The organism is Vulcanisaeta sp. JCM 16159 (genome assembly GCF_001316265.1).
Lineage (GTDB): Archaea > Thermoproteota > Thermoprotei > Thermoproteales > Thermocladiaceae > Vulcanisaeta.
Genome location: NZ_BBDN01000003.1, coordinates 148,827 through 165,610 on the forward strand (window position 1 = coordinate 148,827; position 16,784 = coordinate 165,610).

Here is a 16,784-nt window from a genome sequence, read left to right on the forward strand (position 1 = left end):
TCCGATATCGGATATGAGAATAGCAATATCGGTAAGCAGTGGCTTCGTTTCAGGACCTGGTGAGGGTGATGAGGTGTGGATAGTGGAGGTTAGGGATAATGGTACTTACGAGGTTATTGAGCGATATGAAAACCCAGCTAAGTACGCCCAGCAGGTTAGGGGCATATTCATGCTAAGGAGTATACTTGAACGTGGAGTTGACACAGTTATACTATCCGAGATTGGGCCTCCAGGCTATAGATGGGCGGTTGGGAAGGGCATTAAGATTTACATATTTGAGGGACATGTTGATGATGCAATTAAGGCGTTTATTAACGGTGAATTAACTGAGGCGCAGGGGCCAACACATGAAGAGCACCATGGTCACCATAGGCATCATAAACATGTTGAGGAAGAGAGAATTAGTGTGTATGAGATTCTTAAGCCCTACGTGAGTAATGGAATGATTATTGCAGACCTGGGCTGTGGTGAGGGTTACTACTGCGATTTCTTCAGGGTATATGCATCAAGACTTTATTGCGTTGATATTGATGAGACAGCGATCGAGGAGGTTCGTAGAAGGTTCGGTAACTACGGCAATATAACCATACTTAATGAAGATATTATTAACACATCAATACCGAGTGATAGCGTTGACCTTGCCTTCATGTCCAACGTATTTCATGATATTGAGGATAAGGAGGCAGTCGTTAAAGAGGTAAATAGGATACTGAAGCCTGGCGGTAGGTTAATAATCATCGAGTTTAAGAAAGACGTAATGTTTGGACCACCATTTAAGCTCAGACCCGAGGAGGTTGAGCAGTACTTCAATAAATGGGGCTTTATCAGAGAAGACTATGCAGAGGTTTCTCCTTATCATTACATGCTGGTCCTTAGAAAGACAAGGTTAGGTGCAGATTGAATATATTTTGCTACGGTTTAAATATAGGTATAAATAGTTCAAAAATTAAATGATAAGAAATGATTTGCAAGCCCGATTGGCTTATTCGGTATAAGGATGTCATTAATGAATTAAGGCTTGCCCTATATGAATTCGAGAATGGGAGTCTTGACTTTCAATTTTTTTATTAATAGGATAAATAAGTCATTGATCAATTGCGGATATGGTCCTATAAAAGTCGTGGTTTCCGACTTCATGACAGGCATTTTCGGAGCCTATGCGGTTTATATACCTCGTAGATCAGGATCTATGATGTACATCTCCACAGAACTTATGAAAAGGCCAAGGCCATTACTTGGTAGGATATTGATGCATGAGGTTTTTCATCACGTACTTTACCAGAATCCCCCATCATTATTATTCAAAATAGCGCCAAGAAAAATTGAGCCATTTATTCTCATATCCATACCACTAATAACCATTATTACCTTAACCATGATTTTCAACGATATATCCTATAGCTTTTTACCCTATATTATTGCTGTTTCGTCGATAACATTGATATCAATAACGGCCATATTGATAAAGGCATTAAATGAACATGAGTTAGTGGCCACGGCCTTAGTAATTTATCTATTAACTAACGAGTGGGTTAAGGATTGGGCGTATTACCACGATGAGAATGCATTGATGAGTATTAAATGGAGAGTAAGCACAATGCCTAAGGGAGTCGTTGTGGCACAAAGATAAAAAAAATAGGATTGGTGTTTGGGATTCGATGATCAAGCTCGTACTACTTGATATTGATGGCACCCTAACGAGGGATAGGAATACCGAGGCCCTTGATCCCGACGCAATCGCTGCAGTGCAAGAACTTGTGGGTAACTACATCGTTGGCTTAGTAACGGGTAATGCATTGATAGTTACCCAAGCCCTCTCCCGTTACATAGGCCTACCTAGGGGATCACCTCTTATTGCCGAGAATGGATGCATTGTTGATTATAAGAGTGAGGTTCACGAATTATGCGAGGACTTAAACTTGAGGGAGATCGCGTTAAGTCTAATGAAAATGATACCGGACCTAAGGCCTACGTATCAATTCAATTACAGGAAATTCGACATAACATTATGGGCGCCCAGGGATCCCTACGAATTAGTGGAGGATGTTAGGGATAAATTGAAAAGAATGAACCTAGACAGTAAGGTGAAGGTTTCCCACAGCGGCTATGCTCTACACCTACAGCCGATTAATTCAAGTAAGGCCGTGGCCGTTAAGTACCTCTGTGACACGATAGGTATATCCTGTAATGACACTGTTTATGTGGGTGACAGTGATACGGATATTGATGTAATGGACGTTGTGGGTTACGGAGTTGCAGTATCAAATGCGACGGATAAACTTAAGAGAAGGGCTAAGATAGTGCTTGATAAGCCAAGCGGTAAGGGAGTTGCTGATTTCCTAAGGAATTACCTGCCAAGATTATGATTTTTTTGAACATCATTAATAAGTAATTATAGGCGTTCTCAACGTTGAAGTTATTCCTAGTAAAATCCCTAAAATCACCATACCTCCTAACAAAGTCATTATCTAATCCCTTAACGGTATCATTCCACAATGATTTACCTAAGCCCATATTCCCCGCTAGCTCAATACTGAGTGGTACATCAAGTGCCAATGCCATTATCGCACAATCAATAGTTTGTTCGCAAGTCATTAGTACATTCCTTAACTCATCCCTATTAAATGCATTAATCATGTATTGAATCAATAACTGTGATTTAGCTATTACGAAATCAACGGTTCTCCTAAGCATGGCCAATGATACCCTGTACATCACATTATCATTTATACCCTGTGGTATGATCCACATACTGACTAGTTCCGGGTCGTTCAAAACCTTTACTAGGGCAACTTCCCGCAATGCGATAATCCTGGCATCCTCCTTCAATCGAAGCAGTTCACTTGGTAGTACAGATATGATAGACCGCCCCTCAGCATCGATGTACTTAATGGGCCACTCCTCATGCGTCACCTCCTTAAGGCCGAGAGCCTCCCTTACCCTATTGTGGTTATCTGTTATGTAAATAATAATATCATCACATGGAACCCCGAGTTCCTTAATGGCCCATATAATTAATTCCTTAACCTTATTTAATTCATTGTCCGGAATACTTACTAATTGTATTATCTCCATTTTTGGCGTATTGTTTTACTTAGGGTTAATAATCCTTAACTGGAATCAGGATAAAAATACAAATGAGAATCTTAATTGGCAGTAAAAGCTTTTAAAGGAACTATACCCCTGCATTCATTAATGGTATTACCAAAGTACGATGTTGTAATAACCACAGACCGCTCAATGATGAGTAATTATCACGGTAAGGAGTTCCTGGGATTCGTGACGACAGGGCCATTATTCATAACAGTAGGTCCATTCAGGAAGCTTGGCGAGTGGATTCATGAGTACATAGCGATGCCTAAGATGAAGGTTGATAAATACGGTAGGCCGTATCAAGCGCCCTACGGCATGAGGAAGATAGAGGCCGCGCTGCTTGATGCGGGTATAAATGCCGCAATAATTGACCCAGACTACGTGCATAAGTACATACCCAATGCCAAGATGCTCATGCTCAGTCACCATGATTACTTCGGACTTAATCCACCATCATCGACCTGGTCAGCAATTGTTGGCAAAGAACCACTCAATGCGTACTCATTCAGGAGGTTCATGATGAGGATTAGGCCATACATAATGGATGCCAAGAGCAGGAATGGACTTAAGGTGGTGGTTGGCGGCCCAGCGGCATGGCAGTGGTTATACCTGCCAGAGCTCATGGACTTCTTTGGGGTTGATACGGTATTTGATGGTGAGGGCGAGAGACTCGTCGTTGACCTTGTAAAGAGAATGCTCAATAATGAGTCTGTGCCTCGATACGTATATGTTGGTGTGAATGATGTGCCAAGTATTGATGAGATACCGACTATTAAGTACCCTGCCGTTAATGGCTTCATAGAAATAGGTAGAGGATGCCCGAGAGGCTGTGCTTTCTGCCCGGTTACAATAAGGCCGCTTAGGTGTACTCGCTCGAGAAGATCGAGGAGGAACTGAAGCTTCATGTTAAGTACGGCATAGTACATGGCCTAATACACTCAGATGATGTGCCACTGTATGGATCGACAGGCGTTGAGCTTAATCCCGATAAATTGATTAAACTACACCAACTCGTTAAGAGGTATTACCTAACAATGGCCTGGAGCCACACGACATTGGCATCAGTATTAACAGCAGAAAAGAAACACAATAAGTTGCTACGAAAATTGCCGAGATAATTGAGGATGAGCACCAGGACTGGTGGGGCGCACAGGTGGGCCTGGAGACGGGTTCAAGGAGGTTAGCCAAGGTCATAATGCCCGGCAAGGCCGCGCCGTTTAAGATTGAGGATTGGTGGGACGTTGTTGAGGAGGCATTGGGCGTGATGCATGATATTAAGCTCATACCTGCTCTAACAGTGATTGTAGGATTACCTGGTGAGACGGAGGATGACGTTATGGAGACGATAGAACTACTCGATAGGATAAGGCCATATAGGAGCTTGGTTGTGCCCATGTTCTACGTCCCCATGAACACATAAGCTGAGAAGGACGGCTGGATAATCAAGTACAACCTAATGCCTGAGCACATTGAGTTAATGAAGAAGATGTTCGAGCACAGTATATACTGGGCTAAGGACATTGTGAACCACTTCTACTTAAAGGGCCCGCAGTACTGGCCGGTTAGGGCTGCCGTTAATTACTTCATGAATTACGTGGAGAAGAGGGTTAGGGCCTTATACGATAGGCTCGACCAAATCGCCGCTGAGATTAAGAATAGAAAGCTAGTTTCAAAGGTAGAGGCTCCCAAGCTCATGGAGTTATACACATCATCTAGTAATGAGGATTAAGGCTAGGTCCTCATTAATTCCTGCATTTTAATTAATTCGTGGCTTGTGAATATTACCCTGGCCTCATTAATACCCACGTTTCTGAAGGTCTCAAAGCTCTCCCATGGGTATATAATGTAGACCCACCTAACCCACTTATAGGCGTAATAGTCAGGTACATACCTGCTCGTTATTGCTTTGTAATCAAGAACGGCAGTCCTAACTTCCCTGGCGCCAAGACCTATTAATACCTCCCTAGCAGTGCTAAGTGTTAAGCCTGAATCACTAACGTCATCCACCAATAGCACATTGAGATTCCTAAGGGTAATGCTTGGTTTATACTTAATGGCAATACTATCCTTAGCCCTACCAAAGTTCCAATGCGTTAACTGCATAAGATCGGTGGGTATTCCAAGTATATCGGACATTAATGACGCAATGACAACACCACCCTTGGAAATACCTATTAACGCATCAGGCTGGAAATTACTCCTTAAAATATCCTGGACCAATTTTAAGACGCCCTTTTCGATATCTTCCCACTTATACCGGTGATAATCCGCCATTATAACCCGTGAAAAGGGTGGGTTTATAAACCAATCGTTTTACGTATTTAAATAAATACTTCGAGCTATGGCATCGCGATACACGGGATACCTAAGGTATTTATATACAGATGATGCTTGGGAAAATAAATGATTAATAGGTACCAGGTAATGATCATTTCGGGAATACTGATAATATTAGCTTCATCAATACCAATATACTACTCTCACTGGGAATCGGCGATTTCGTATAACCATGTTAATGCAACAACATGCATAGAGGTTTTGGATAATATAATCAATGGTTCATTAACTGGCAATAGAATAAATGAGGTTATAAAGTCCCTGGACCAATCATTACTTATTTCAATTGAGGTAAACATAGAGTATACAAATGGTTCGAGTGTGACCTACGGCTATTACACACCGATTGGGGCAAGTGGCGTGGCAATAGCACCAATGATCTCCGGCAATATCGAGATTTTCGGCAGGACCCACTGCGCATATATGGGTCGTGATTACGTGATTAATGTGTTCATTGGGCAATACGTGACAGCACTATACCTATTTAGTATTGGGATTGTGCTTATAATCGTGGGTTTCGTAATGATTGCATTAGGTGATTATTTAAAGGATAAACGTAATCGCCGGCGTTTTGGTCAATAGTTTAATAATTAATAATACGATATTAACCCATTATTGGTAAAATAAGTTTATTAATGGCCCTGTAAATTTAATAACTAATGTATATGCAGTTACTACCCCAGGTATTGCTTCAGGTCGGTACGATAATAGCAGTGGCAATATTGGCAATATTTTTACTGATAATTATCATTGCAATACTGGCGTACTCGATTAGGATTGTTCCCGAGTACCAGAGAATCGTTAAATTGAGACTCGGTAAGTATAAGGGTATCTATGGACCTGGCATTGTGTTCATAATACCCGTTATTGATAGACCAATAACGATGGACCTAAGGGTCATATCAATTGACTTATCAAGCCAGAGGGCCTTGACCAAGGATAACGTTGAGGTTACGATAGACGCCGCGGTTTACATGAGGGTCATCGATGCTGCCAAAGCGGTACTGTCAGTGACTGACTATAGAAGTGCCACAGCGACGCTGGGTGCCGCCGTCCTAAGAGACGTCATTGGTATGGTCGACTTGGACACATTACTTACACAGAGGGAGGAGGTTGCCAAGAAGATAGCCTCTATAATCGATGAGCACGTTAGTCCATGGGGTGTTAAGGTAACGGCAGTCGCGATAAAGGACATAAAGCTGCCCGACACCCTGATCAGGGCCATGGCAGCCCAGGCAGAGGCTGAGAGAATGAGGAGGGCTAAGGTTATCCTGGCCCAGGCAGATTATGAGGCTTCACAGATGTACCTAAAGGCTGCTGAGACCTACAATAAGAACCCAATATCACTAACGCTTAGGCAACTTGACACATTACTTGAGGTGGCTAAGGAACACAACCTAATACTTGTTGTGCCGAGCTCTCTTGAGGTCACGACATTGTCAACACTAGCCGCGGCAGCGCTGAAGAAGCAGCAGGAGGGTTCAGGTGGTACGACCCAGCAGTGAGCAAACATGCAGTTGAAGTATGGGTCTTTAATTGTGTTAATTATAATGATTTCGTTAACAATGGCGTTAATTCACATATCAATTGCGGATTCTAATACGTATGTGATTCATGAGGTATATGTTTTTAATCTTAATGGTGAAATAACTGATTTAACATATGAGGAGTTACAAAATGCTCTGCAGCTTGCAGAATCAACCCCGAACTCGGCATTATTAATAATCCTTGAAACACCGGGTGGGGAATTAGACGCTGCGCTAAATATTGTATCGAGTATTGAGAACTCGAAAATACCCGTGATAGGCTTTGTGTACCCCACGGCTCATATGCGTGGTCTGCGGGCACGCTTGTCCTTATGTCTACTACCATAGCCGCAATGGCGCCAGGTACGGTAATAGGCTCCTGCGAGCCTGTTGAGATAAACCCAATAACCGGCCAGGAGGTGTTCATAAATGAGAGCAAGATACTCAATGCGATTAGTCAATACTTTGTGGAGGTTGCGGAGTTTAGGGGTAGGAATGCGACCTTTGCACATGACTGCGTATTCTACAACACGAACCTTGGACCTGAGGATGCACTTAAGTACGGCGTTATAAACTTCGTGGCCACGGATTTGGATTCATTATTTAATGAAATAAACGGCAGTACAATAAGTGGGGTTACGTATTACGTCATTAATCCAAAGGTCACGTATTACCAGCCAGGCATTGGGTACCAGGTTTATGAGGTCTTAATTAATCCCACGATACAGGACCTATTGGCCGGGATAGGACTCTTCCTTGCCATTATCGGCTTCGCAGTAAGGCATTACTACCTAGCTGGGGTTGGTATTATACTGATGATAATACCCATGCTCACGGGATTATCCGTCAACTGGCTCGGCCTGGCACTACTAATTATTGGTTTAGCCGCAATAGTCATTGACGTGCACGCGGGCTTCACAACACATGCATCACTATTCATAACGGGTATGATACTTACTGTACTGGGCCTCATACTCCTCCAACCAACCTACTCGCCTCAATCCTGGTTAATAGCTACAAACCAGGTCGAGGCCAGGATAGTGCTTTACGTGTTAATCACCTTCGTGGGTGGGTTTGGAGGACTCATAGCGGCTAAGGTGATAGGCATAATAAGGACAAGACCTCTCTCAGAGAGGCTTTACTGGCCCATCAATGATGTTGGGACTGCTGTTGATGATATTAACAAGGACGAGATTGGCTACGTGAGGGTGAGGGGTGAATACTGGAGGGCTAAGGCACTGGAGAGCGTTAGGAAGGGTTCCAGGGTTATTGTTGTTGATGTTGATGGCGATACCCTACTTGTGAAACCATCCACTTAAGATTACCATGGTTTCCTGTGCTTACGTTATAATTAACGACAAATTAAAGAAATCAAACCCAGTTACGCTTATTAAGTTTAGTGATGATAATCAATAGGTAATGGCATCTAGTTATGATGTAAGACCGAGACTTGGCATTAGGTTTTCATTACCTGTGAATATTTTCATTTTCATTGGTTTCCTGGTGATATCGCCCCTACTTTTATTTCTATTCCTAGTACTGGTTAGCATTGGTGTACGACCATTGCTGGCATTGACGTTAACACTGGGTTCATTATTGACAAGTTACATTAATGTGGTTGTAGCCGAGGTCACTTACTATACACCATTCACGCCATTCATCGACTTCATGAAGTTATTCCCAATGCCAATCACTATACAGAGGGTTGATAAGTTATTTCTCGAGGTGAATGTGGGTGGTGCCGTGATACCAACGATAGTATCTATATACCTAATAACTGAGTACCTCATCCGCAGTATGTTGGTGTTTATTTCTTTCGTGATGTCATTGGCATTATCATCATTAATAATATGGCGCAATGCCAGATTAATACCTGGTATCGGGATTGCACTACCATCTGCATTACCGATTCTACTAACTCTAACATTCACATTAATAACCACAATAACACTTCATGCAAATCCGCTGGCCTTCTCGTATAGCCTTGGTTCCTTATCGACATTACTTGGCGCTGACATATTCAATATTAAAAGGGTTGTAAGGGTGATGAGAGGTTACGTATCAATCGGCGGCGCAGGCGTCTTTGACGGAATATACCTAACGGGTCTCACGTCATTAATACTGGCGTCCTTATATAGGGCGCTATTACTTTGATTTACAGGCAAGCTTTTAATCCCCATTAAGCAATAATTACCAGTGATGAATTACAGGTCTACAGATGATAATGATGATGCCTTGCTGACTGACGCAAGGAAAATCAAGGCCGTAATATTCGACCTAGACGGCACCCTAGTAGATACTGTGCCTCTACATGTGACGTCATGGATAGAGACGTGTAAACGCCTTGGCTTCCCCATACCTACCATGGAGTATGTAAGAACGTTAATGGGACTTAGGGCATTAGACATTGCGAGGAGATTATGTGGCGACATAATTGCCGAGAAGGCGCTTGAGATTAAGAATGAAGTGTACTTATCATTGCTTGACAGAGCCAGAACCATTGACGGTGCAACTGAGTTGCTAAGTACCTTAAGGATCGAGGATTTATAATAGGTATAGTCACCTCAAGTTCTAGGAGGGTCGCCATCAAGGTTCTCGAGGTAACGGGACTTCGTAAGTACGTGGACGCCCTCGTGGCGGGGGACGACGTCAACAGAGGTAAGCCAGACCCTGAACCACTACTGAGAATACTTAATTCCCTAGGTCTTGATGTCCACGAGGTCGTGGTTGTCGGCGATTCTAGATATGACGTTGAGATGGCGCTGAATGCGGGGGTTAGCACTGTGTTTTTCCTGGGTAAGCATGAGGATCCTCGGGTAATAAGCATCAAGGGTTTATTAGATGTTGCTAGGTATCTTGGTCAATTCTTAGTATAAGCATTAATTTTATTAATTTTTCCCTAGGTCTTTATTGTAATGGTGACTCTGCAGACAGGAGCAATGATGCTTGTGATAATAGTGATAGTTGTAATAGCCGTGGTTCTGGCGTTATTATATAGGCTGGGTTATTTTGGTGGACGGCGTGGGAAGAAGGGGCAAGGCGAAATAGAGCAGGCGTTTCCACAGTATAAGCCTGAGCAGAAGTCTCAGCAGCGTCAAAGACCAAGTCCCTTACAGCCTTCTCAGGAGGTGCCTGCCGGACAGGGTAGTAGGGCATTACTTATCGAAAGTAAGCCCGTCGATATCAAGCCGCTGCAGAGTCCCGAGAAACCAGTCGATATTGATAGAATTGAAAAATTAATTAGAGGCATTGAGAATGAACTAGTACAGATACTTAGGCAAACATCAGCGGATACTACAGATCTACTGCTCTCGAGAATTAATGAACTCAAGAGCTACATTGGTCAATTAGAAAGGCAATGCCTAATGCAGAGTCCACCCTTTGTTCAAATGGGTTATATCCCATCTAGTCTATCAGAATTCAAGGAACTGTTTAGGGCGTCCTTCGTAGGCCTTATGAAGGGCAAAAGCATTATTGAGCATGTGGGTGAATATAACATTGACGAGAGACTTATAAGTTCCGTCGTTAATTATAACATGGACCTCATGGTCGTATACAGCGGTAATAAGTACGTATACTTGGTAAAATATGGCGATTACTCACTTATTCTATCGACTGATGAGTACTTAGATTCAGTTAGTAGTGGCCTGGTTAGGTTACTATTTAAGAGGTTCATTGATGAAGTATTTAAGCCATAAGGCTAGTACCTTATCCTACGCTTAATGGACCAGGAGAGTCTCCTAATGATTAATTTGGGACCGGGGTAATGCGCGATGGTCATAACACGATTATTAAGTAAAGCCTTAAACACGGACTCTACCGTTAAATCATCGACTTCAAACACAGTATGGGCAATACCGACGAGGTCAGGCACATGCGCATCACTATTCGCAAGACCAGGTAGCCCAAGCTCACGGGCTGCCTTAGCGGCCCTCCAATTAAACACTGGTAATGCCCCTGCGTTAAACACCTCTATTGCATGCCATTTATACCTCCTTACCCTATCGCCAATGCCATGTCTCAATACATCGTATGGATGCGCAGGTACTGCCACGCAGTTATTCTCGGCGACCCAATCAAGGAGTTCAGGTATTGATTTTGGCACGTTATCAGTGCCCGGGTACTCACTGCATAGTACTAATACATCGCCATTAAGTGTCCTGACCTCATTGCCTACTATAAATACGAAATCACCCCTTGATAATAAGTCATTATCCCTTATGAACTCTAACGCCTTGAGTGAGCCTTTAAATGTATCGTGGTCCGTTATAGCCAACGCTCTTATACCCTTATCTAAGGCATTTATTATTACATCCCTTGGCTCTCCCTTGCCATCACTATATATGGTGTGCGTATGTAGGTCAGCCTTTACTTTTATCGGCATTTCTACACCTCCTTAATTCCTCCATTAGATCCCTCTCGACAACCTCACCGTTGGGTTCAACCTCCTTAAATATCTGAGCCTCGTAAATAAGCACTGACGTATCTTCATCAAGCCAGCAATCAGGTGGTAAAAACGCCTTCATGCAACCCTCATTGAGGAATGTCATGGAATCCCAGCAATACTCAACAGGGACCTGGGGCAGGAGAAGCCCCGAGTAATAACCCTTCTGAATCACAATACCGTGCCTACCAACCACAATCTTCTCAGGATAGATCCTCGGATTTCCAGGTTCAAGTAACTCGAGCGGGCTTAATACGGATACCTCAAAGGTAACCTTATTCAATTCCTCAATACTCATGGGCTCAAACCTTGGATCCTCAACGGCAGCTGCTATGGCACTCCTAATCACCCCATTCACGGTATTATAAACCGCCTGCGGAAAGCCAATACAACCCCTGAGCTCGCCCCTCCTATCCCTACCCGTGAATATTTCTATCGTTGTGAAGACTCCGTACATGTCCTTGAGTAACTTCGGTGGTGTATCTGATGGCGCCTGAATAATCTTACCACTACGTAGGTATTCCTCCACGGCCGCCCTAGCCAGTTTAACCAGGAACCTCCCCTCCTCTATGTTGTACGGTTTGAACATTACTACCACTCTTCTCTATTTTAGAGCTAAATAAATACACTATGCCCGTGATAATCCCCGAAACAATTACAAGGGATAGCATTAAGCATCTAAAGCCTTGTTGGTATTACCGACTAGGAATTGCCCATTATCCATGAAGACCACGTAGTAAATAAGGACTATGATAGTCACTATGAACAGTACCGTGGCAATTATGACAGTATGCCTCATCAATCCTCAAGCCATGGTAATTAATATAAAAGTTACCACCTACGGAGTATTAATGCCTAATAATGTCCTTATCTTATCATTAACGTTCTTAAATACATGCACATTGCTTAGGAATATTAGGTGAGCAATATACTTATTCAATTGATTAAGCATGCCGATGAGTTCATTAACATTGTTAATAGGGAAGTAGTCATCATCAAGCAGCTTAACCGCGGTTCTCTCGGCCTCCCTAGCCTTAACCCTGAGCAGGTTTAGTAATGCCGTTGTTTTATCACTGGGTATAAACCACCCCAATTCCCTGCTATCTAACTCGCAAGCCTTATTAATCATATCCCTGACAGGCTTAAGCCATTCACTATCCCCAGTGGCTAGGTACGTATTTAAAGCCGCGGTCATTGCAGCAATAGCCCTAAATTTATCGCCGCCGATTTCCTGAAGACCCCACTCAGCCAATGCCTCGAGCTCGTCGAGCCTGCCCATGAGCTCAATGGCTGGGTGATCCTTCCTAAGCCTGACATGTTTACCAAATACTATTACCTCGCTGAATCCGCCATCGCCTGGGCACTTGATTGATCCATCAATCCTCAGGCAATCAACGAATACGTTAGTCATAACAAACTCATTTAATTCCTCATTGGGGAAATTAATATAGGTAGTACTTAATTTAATAATGCAATAACTAACAACGATTCAGTGGAGGTGGGTGAAAGTGAGCTTTACATGCAGCATATGCGGGAGGCGTGTATCATTTTGGGAAGTGGCTTACATAGGCAACTCCCTGGTGATATGCAAGAAATGCTATCCTGAATACTACGTAAAGCATTGTCCATTGATTCGAAGAAGATTAGCCGGTGAATTACCACAACCATGCAATTACTGCCTATACCGCGGTAAGTGTGATGAGTATATAAAATCCTCACTAAGAGGCGGTAACTCACCGCAGTAGACAAAACTTATAACTATTCCAAGCCTATAGGACCTGAATGGCAAACGGCCATGGGTTATTGAGGAACTTGACCGTGGTAATTACGGCATTATGCGTAGTTCAAGGTATGGGGAGGTGAGGGGCATCATATGCTGTGAGTGGTGGTGCGAGGGTTATTGGGCATCATCTGGATATTACGATCTATGCGGCGAAAAACCAACAATACCGAGCAAGCTTAATAGCGTTTCCTCAATACTCAGGGGATTTGCAAGCCCATCATCATTTCCCCGAAGCAGATTATTAATATCGTTATGGCCACTAATACGTAATAGAGTACGAAATTCCCTAAATAGGTTATCAATTAATGAATTACCTAACGTTCCTGACAAGGTATCAAGAATTAATGTTGATACTGACGTATTAATAATTGGCGGAGGTTTAGCCGGCCTTTCAGTGGCGAGGGAACTGGGTAAGCTTGGTTTGAAAACGGTGATTATCGAGGGTGAGTACTACCTTGGTGGGCACTTGGTCGTTGATGATACTGAGATCAGGGACTTAGGTAGGGGCAGTGAATTCATTAGTAAGTTGGGTAAGGAGGTGAGTAGTTCAACCACAATACTCACTGGAACTATTTTTGATGGGTTTCTCGAGGACGCATCGATAGGTCACTCCAGGGATCACTCAAAGATTTACGTATTTAATTATAAGTACTTAGTGTTGACCCAGGGCTTTAGGGAGGTTCCACTTGTTTTTCCAGGTAATGGCACACCACGCATGATCACTGGGTTGACAGTGCTTAAGTTCACCAAGTGGTGGGGCTTTAGGCCGAGGAGGGTCTTGGTTTGGGGCAGTGATGATTGGGGTGTTAGGGTGGCTATGAACCTAGCCCAACTTGGTATTGATACGTACCTTGGCGATAACTCGGCCATAATAAGGAGTGATCTATATAGGGATAAGATTGAGACCTTGGGCATTAAGACATTTATTGGCATGAATATAGTCGATGCAAAGGACTCGGGTGATGGATTAAGGCTCACGCTTGAGAATATAAGAGGCAAAAAAAGCTAAGATTCAGAGGAGGGAGGAGTTGATTGTAGATGTTTTAGTGAGTGCCGTTAGGCTACCGGTCATTGACCTGCCAGCACAATTAGGCGTGCCTATCGTCTATGCACCGGAAATCGGAGGTCTCGTACCTAGGAGGGGCCTTACGGGAGATCTCGGGCTTGGTAATGTTTATGTTGTCGGTGATGCCGGCGGATTACTCCCGGAGGCTTAATCGTTAAGCAGGCTAGGATAACCGCATTAAGTATAGGCGTTAAGGAGGGTTTAGTGCCTGGTGAGACTCTCGATAAGGAATTAGCTGAGTTCAAGAGGGATTTAGTCACTGTGAATTCCTCGTATTATAACGTAATCCTCAGGTTTGAGCAGGGGCTTCAGGGCAGTGGTTATTATGCCGAACCCAACGTAGCTCATGCACCCATGTGGGCTGCCGCCGGGTCTATTGAGGACGTGGAAAATGCCCTTAGGAGTGCCAATAGGCAGTACCTATGCTTCTGTGAGGATGTTACCCTGAATGACGTATTAAAGTCGGTCAGGGTGTTAATGCATGGTAGGGAGGTCAGGGTTAGGGTTCTTCACGGTGAGGAGGAGGAATATAAATCATTGAGGTTACCGGGCATGGAGAGGATAAAGAGGACCACTGGTTTAGGTACAGGTCCCTGCCAGGGTAAGTTCTGCCTTGTCAGTGCGAATCTAATACTAAGCTTCATATACCAAAAGAAGCCTAGCGAGCTTGGATTGCCGAGGATTAGGTTTCCCGAGGCGCCAATACCGATGGCCACGCTTACGGGTGGTGAGTGATGAGTGAGGGTCGTGGATTAGTCTCTTTGACTGCTGATGCCGTGGTTGTTGGTGCAGGTATTGTTGGTTTGGCCGTAGCCTATTACCTAGCTCGCAAGGGTCTCTCCGTCGTTGTACTAGAGAGGAGCTATGTTGGTTCTGGGAGTTCAACGAGGAATGCGGGTAGGTATAGGGTTCACTTTGGGAATAGGGAGAATACGGAGTTTGCAATAAGAGCCATTAAGAAATTAGAGTCCCTCAGTGGTGAACTTGGTTGGAACGGAGTCTTTGAGAGACAGGGCTACCTATGGCTTGTTAGGCGTAAGGAGGTTCTTGGGAATTACGAGAGACTTAACGAGAAATTATGGAAACCGCTAGGTGTGCCCGTTCAGATACTCACGGTTAAGGAATTAAGGGATAGGTTCCCATACATCAATACCCAGGGCATAGTGGGTGCTGTCTATGGCCCCCAGGATGGGGCCTTCCACCATGATTACCTGGTGTTGGGTTATTACGAGAGGGCGCTCGATCTTGGTGTTAGGGTTTATGAGTACTCGGAGGTTAAGGGCATCGGTGTTGAGAATGGTAGGGTCGTTAGCGTCTCAAGTAATAATGTTTTTGTGAAGACGAAGGATGTGGTATTCGCGGCTGGGGCATGGACTGGCGAGGTCATGAAAAGCACACTCAATATAGATATTCCGATTAAGCCCGTTAGAAGGGAAATCGGGATTACAGAACCTGTGAAACCAATAATTAATACCTACATAATAGATACTGAGACTAACCTATATGTCGGTCAGACAATGAGGGGTGAGATATTGGGTAGTATAGAACTTGAGGGTGGCGAAGGTTTCTTACCCTATGGAAATACCCTTTCCTGGTTAACTGCTTGGGCTAGGGAGACAGTGAAGTTAGTGCCCAGTCTTAAGAGGATTAGGGTTATGAGGGTGTGGTCCGGTTATTACGAAATGACGCCTGACCATAGTCACGTAATGGGTAGGTTAAGTACATGGCCCGAGGGTGTTTACGTGCTGTCTGGCTTCTCAGGCCACGGCTTCATGTTTGGCCCATACGCCGCTGAGTTGCTGGCTAATTACATGATTAATGGCGTTGTTGATCCAATAATGGAGCCATTTCTGCCCGATCGGTTTACTACGGGGAATCTAATCAAGGAATTACTGGTTATTTAAATACATAGGCAGTTTCCTATTTGCTCAGGTCTTCGTATTATTCATGTGTAATTCATGGAGTATCATTTAATTAATGTGTTTGGGTAATTATTAATCGTAGCTAATTATTAACCATGACGATGGAGCAGAGTACTACGGATATTGCAGTGAGTGTTAATAAGGTGGAGGCGGGGGTAAATGAGCTAATAAGTAGGTTAGCCACTGTTGTTGACCCGAGGCTGGTGACCAGGGAGCCTCCGATAGATGTTTTCGATAATGGCGATTCAGTAATAATACTCGCTGACCTACCTGGTGTCAAGAAGGAAAATATTAAGGTCAGGGTTGGTAGTAATTACGTGGAGATAATGGCCGAGCCACAGCCACTACCGGCAGTCGGTAAGGCAGCTAGGGTGGAGAGGTTGAGCAATTTCAGGGTTTATAGGAAGGTGGAACTCGGAGTGAGACTTAAGGTTGATAGCGCTAAGGCAATGTATAGAGATGGCGTATTACAGATAATTATACCTAAATTAGGTAGTATAGCAGAAACGGAGGTTTTAATAGAATAGTTATGAGTAATAAATAAGTATTTCATCTCTAAAAATCATACGATTAATAATTATTGATTTATTAGGATAAGGTATTTATAGGGGTC

21 protein-coding genes and 2 pseudogenes are annotated in these 16,784 nt (G+C 43.6%); 17 read left to right on the forward strand and 6 right to left on the reverse strand.

All coding sequences use genetic code 11. The features are described from left to right. Positions 1-13: 13 nt before the first annotated feature. From JCM16159_RS03700 to JCM16159_RS03710, 3 genes are all read left to right on the forward strand, one after another. Complete coding sequence (locus JCM16159_RS03700) at positions 14-901, forward strand: methyltransferase domain-containing protein (protein ID WP_054856989.1); 888 nt, start codon at positions 14-16, stop codon at positions 899-901. 219 nt (positions 902-1,120) lie between these two features. Beyond that, complete coding sequence (locus JCM16159_RS03705; protein ID WP_243665786.1) at positions 1,121-1,630, forward strand: hypothetical protein; 510 nt, start codon at positions 1,121-1,123, stop codon at positions 1,628-1,630. A 28-nt stretch (positions 1,631-1,658) separates the two neighbouring features. Beyond that, a complete protein-coding gene (locus JCM16159_RS03710) occupies positions 1,659-2,366 on the forward strand; it encodes a phosphoglycolate phosphatase (protein ID WP_054856990.1) in 708 nt (235 codons plus the stop codon). On the opposite strand, the gene JCM16159_RS03715 is transcribed toward JCM16159_RS03710, so the two are convergent. Continuing rightward, on the reverse strand, positions 2,293-3,075 hold the full coding sequence (locus JCM16159_RS03715; RefSeq protein WP_243665787.1) for a hypothetical protein: 783 nt from the start codon (positions 3,073-3,075) through the stop codon (positions 2,293-2,295). The genes JCM16159_RS03710 and JCM16159_RS03715 overlap by 74 nt on opposite strands. A 120-nt stretch (positions 3,076-3,195) precedes the next feature. On the opposite strand from JCM16159_RS03715, the pseudogene JCM16159_RS03720 reads away from it, so the two are divergent. After that, positions 3,196-4,822, forward strand: a pseudogene (locus JCM16159_RS03720) (radical SAM protein). Positions 4,823-4,824: 2 nt separating this feature from the next. Here JCM16159_RS03720 and JCM16159_RS03725 read toward each other — a convergent pair. Continuing rightward, the gene (locus JCM16159_RS03725; RefSeq protein WP_054856991.1) at positions 4,825-5,367 is read right to left on the reverse strand and encodes a phosphoribosyltransferase; all 543 of its coding nucleotides are present in this window, start codon (positions 5,365-5,367) and stop codon (positions 4,825-4,827) included. 129 nt (positions 5,368-5,496) lie between these two features. Between JCM16159_RS03725 and JCM16159_RS03730 the strand changes: the two genes are divergently transcribed. From JCM16159_RS03730 to JCM16159_RS03760, 7 genes and pseudogenes are all read left to right on the forward strand, one after another. Next, positions 5,497-6,012 (forward strand): hypothetical protein, encoded by a 516-nt coding sequence (locus tag JCM16159_RS03730; RefSeq protein ID WP_054856992.1) that lies wholly within the window; start codon positions 5,497-5,499, stop codon positions 6,010-6,012. A gap of 77 nt (positions 6,013-6,089) precedes the next feature. Then, positions 6,090-6,935: a slipin family protein gene (locus JCM16159_RS03735; RefSeq protein WP_054856993.1), complete on the forward strand. Its 846-nt coding sequence runs from the start codon at positions 6,090-6,092 to the stop codon at positions 6,933-6,935. A gap of 45 nt (positions 6,936-6,980) precedes the next feature. Beyond that, complete coding sequence (locus JCM16159_RS14255) at positions 6,981-7,304, forward strand: ATP-dependent Clp protease proteolytic subunit (protein WP_243665788.1); 324 nt, start codon at positions 6,981-6,983, stop codon at positions 7,302-7,304. Further along, complete coding sequence (locus JCM16159_RS03740) at positions 7,289-8,275, forward strand: nodulation protein NfeD (RefSeq protein WP_243665789.1); 987 nt, start codon at positions 7,289-7,291, stop codon at positions 8,273-8,275. The genes JCM16159_RS14255 and JCM16159_RS03740 overlap by 16 nt, the downstream gene beginning before the upstream one ends. A gap of 100 nt (positions 8,276-8,375) precedes the next feature. Then, positions 8,376-9,110 carry a DUF1614 domain-containing protein gene (locus JCM16159_RS03745; protein WP_054856994.1) on the forward strand — a complete coding sequence of 245 codons (735 nt, stop codon included), beginning with the start codon at positions 8,376-8,378 and terminating at the stop codon, positions 9,108-9,110. A gap of 45 nt (positions 9,111-9,155) precedes the next feature. After that, a pseudogene (locus JCM16159_RS14260) lies at positions 9,156-9,832 on the forward strand (HAD family hydrolase). 39 nt (positions 9,833-9,871) lie between these two features. Next, the gene (locus JCM16159_RS03760) at positions 9,872-10,654 is read left to right on the forward strand and encodes a hypothetical protein (protein WP_054856997.1); all 783 of its coding nucleotides are present in this window, start codon (positions 9,872-9,874) and stop codon (positions 10,652-10,654) included. Between the two features lie 2 nt (positions 10,655-10,656). Here the strand turns inward: JCM16159_RS03760 and JCM16159_RS03765 are convergent, their stop codons facing one another. From JCM16159_RS03765 to JCM16159_RS03780, 4 genes are all read right to left on the reverse strand, one after another. Next, the gene (locus JCM16159_RS03765; protein WP_054856998.1) at positions 10,657-11,340 is read right to left on the reverse strand and encodes a PHP domain-containing protein; all 684 of its coding nucleotides are present in this window, start codon (positions 11,338-11,340) and stop codon (positions 10,657-10,659) included. Further along, complete coding sequence (locus JCM16159_RS03770; RefSeq protein ID WP_054856999.1) at positions 11,318-11,989, reverse strand: TIGR00296 family protein; 672 nt, start codon at positions 11,987-11,989, stop codon at positions 11,318-11,320. Before JCM16159_RS03770 ends, JCM16159_RS03765 begins: the two co-directional genes overlap by 23 nt. An 81-nt stretch (positions 11,990-12,070) precedes the next feature. Then, positions 12,071-12,199, reverse strand: coding sequence for a hypothetical protein (locus JCM16159_RS18465; protein WP_367834259.1), 129 nt, complete (start codon positions 12,197-12,199; stop codon positions 12,071-12,073). Between the two features lie 39 nt (positions 12,200-12,238). Further along, a complete protein-coding gene (locus JCM16159_RS03780) occupies positions 12,239-12,811 on the reverse strand; it encodes an ATP:cob(I)alamin adenosyltransferase (RefSeq protein WP_054857000.1) in 573 nt (190 codons plus the stop codon). A gap of 97 nt (positions 12,812-12,908) precedes the next feature. On the opposite strand from JCM16159_RS03780, the gene JCM16159_RS14265 reads away from it, so the two are divergent. The 6 genes from JCM16159_RS14265 (at position 12,909) to JCM16159_RS03795 (ending at position 16,698) form a co-directional block, all read left to right on the forward strand. Then, positions 12,909-13,145 carry a hypothetical protein gene (locus JCM16159_RS14265; RefSeq protein WP_243665790.1) on the forward strand — a complete coding sequence of 79 codons (237 nt, stop codon included), beginning with the start codon at positions 12,909-12,911 and terminating at the stop codon, positions 13,143-13,145. A gap of 90 nt (positions 13,146-13,235) precedes the next feature. Continuing rightward, a complete protein-coding gene (locus JCM16159_RS14270) occupies positions 13,236-14,192 on the forward strand; it encodes an FAD-dependent oxidoreductase (RefSeq protein ID WP_243665791.1) in 957 nt (318 codons plus the stop codon). Between the two features lie 19 nt (positions 14,193-14,211). Continuing rightward, positions 14,212-14,400, forward strand: coding sequence for a hypothetical protein (locus JCM16159_RS14275; RefSeq protein WP_243665792.1), 189 nt, complete (start codon positions 14,212-14,214; stop codon positions 14,398-14,400). A gap of 53 nt (positions 14,401-14,453) precedes the next feature. After that, positions 14,454-14,984: a hypothetical protein gene (locus JCM16159_RS14280; protein WP_243665793.1), complete on the forward strand. Its 531-nt coding sequence runs from the start codon at positions 14,454-14,456 to the stop codon at positions 14,982-14,984. Beyond that, positions 14,984-16,153: an FAD-binding oxidoreductase gene (locus tag JCM16159_RS03790; protein ID WP_054857001.1), complete on the forward strand. Its 1,170-nt coding sequence runs from the start codon at positions 14,984-14,986 to the stop codon at positions 16,151-16,153. Before JCM16159_RS14280 ends, JCM16159_RS03790 begins: the two co-directional genes overlap by 1 nt. A gap of 113 nt (positions 16,154-16,266) precedes the next feature. Continuing rightward, positions 16,267-16,698, forward strand: a complete 432-nt coding sequence (locus tag JCM16159_RS03795; protein ID WP_054857002.1) for an Hsp20/alpha crystallin family protein — start codon at positions 16,267-16,269, stop codon at positions 16,696-16,698. Positions 16,699-16,784: the final 86 nt, after the last annotated feature.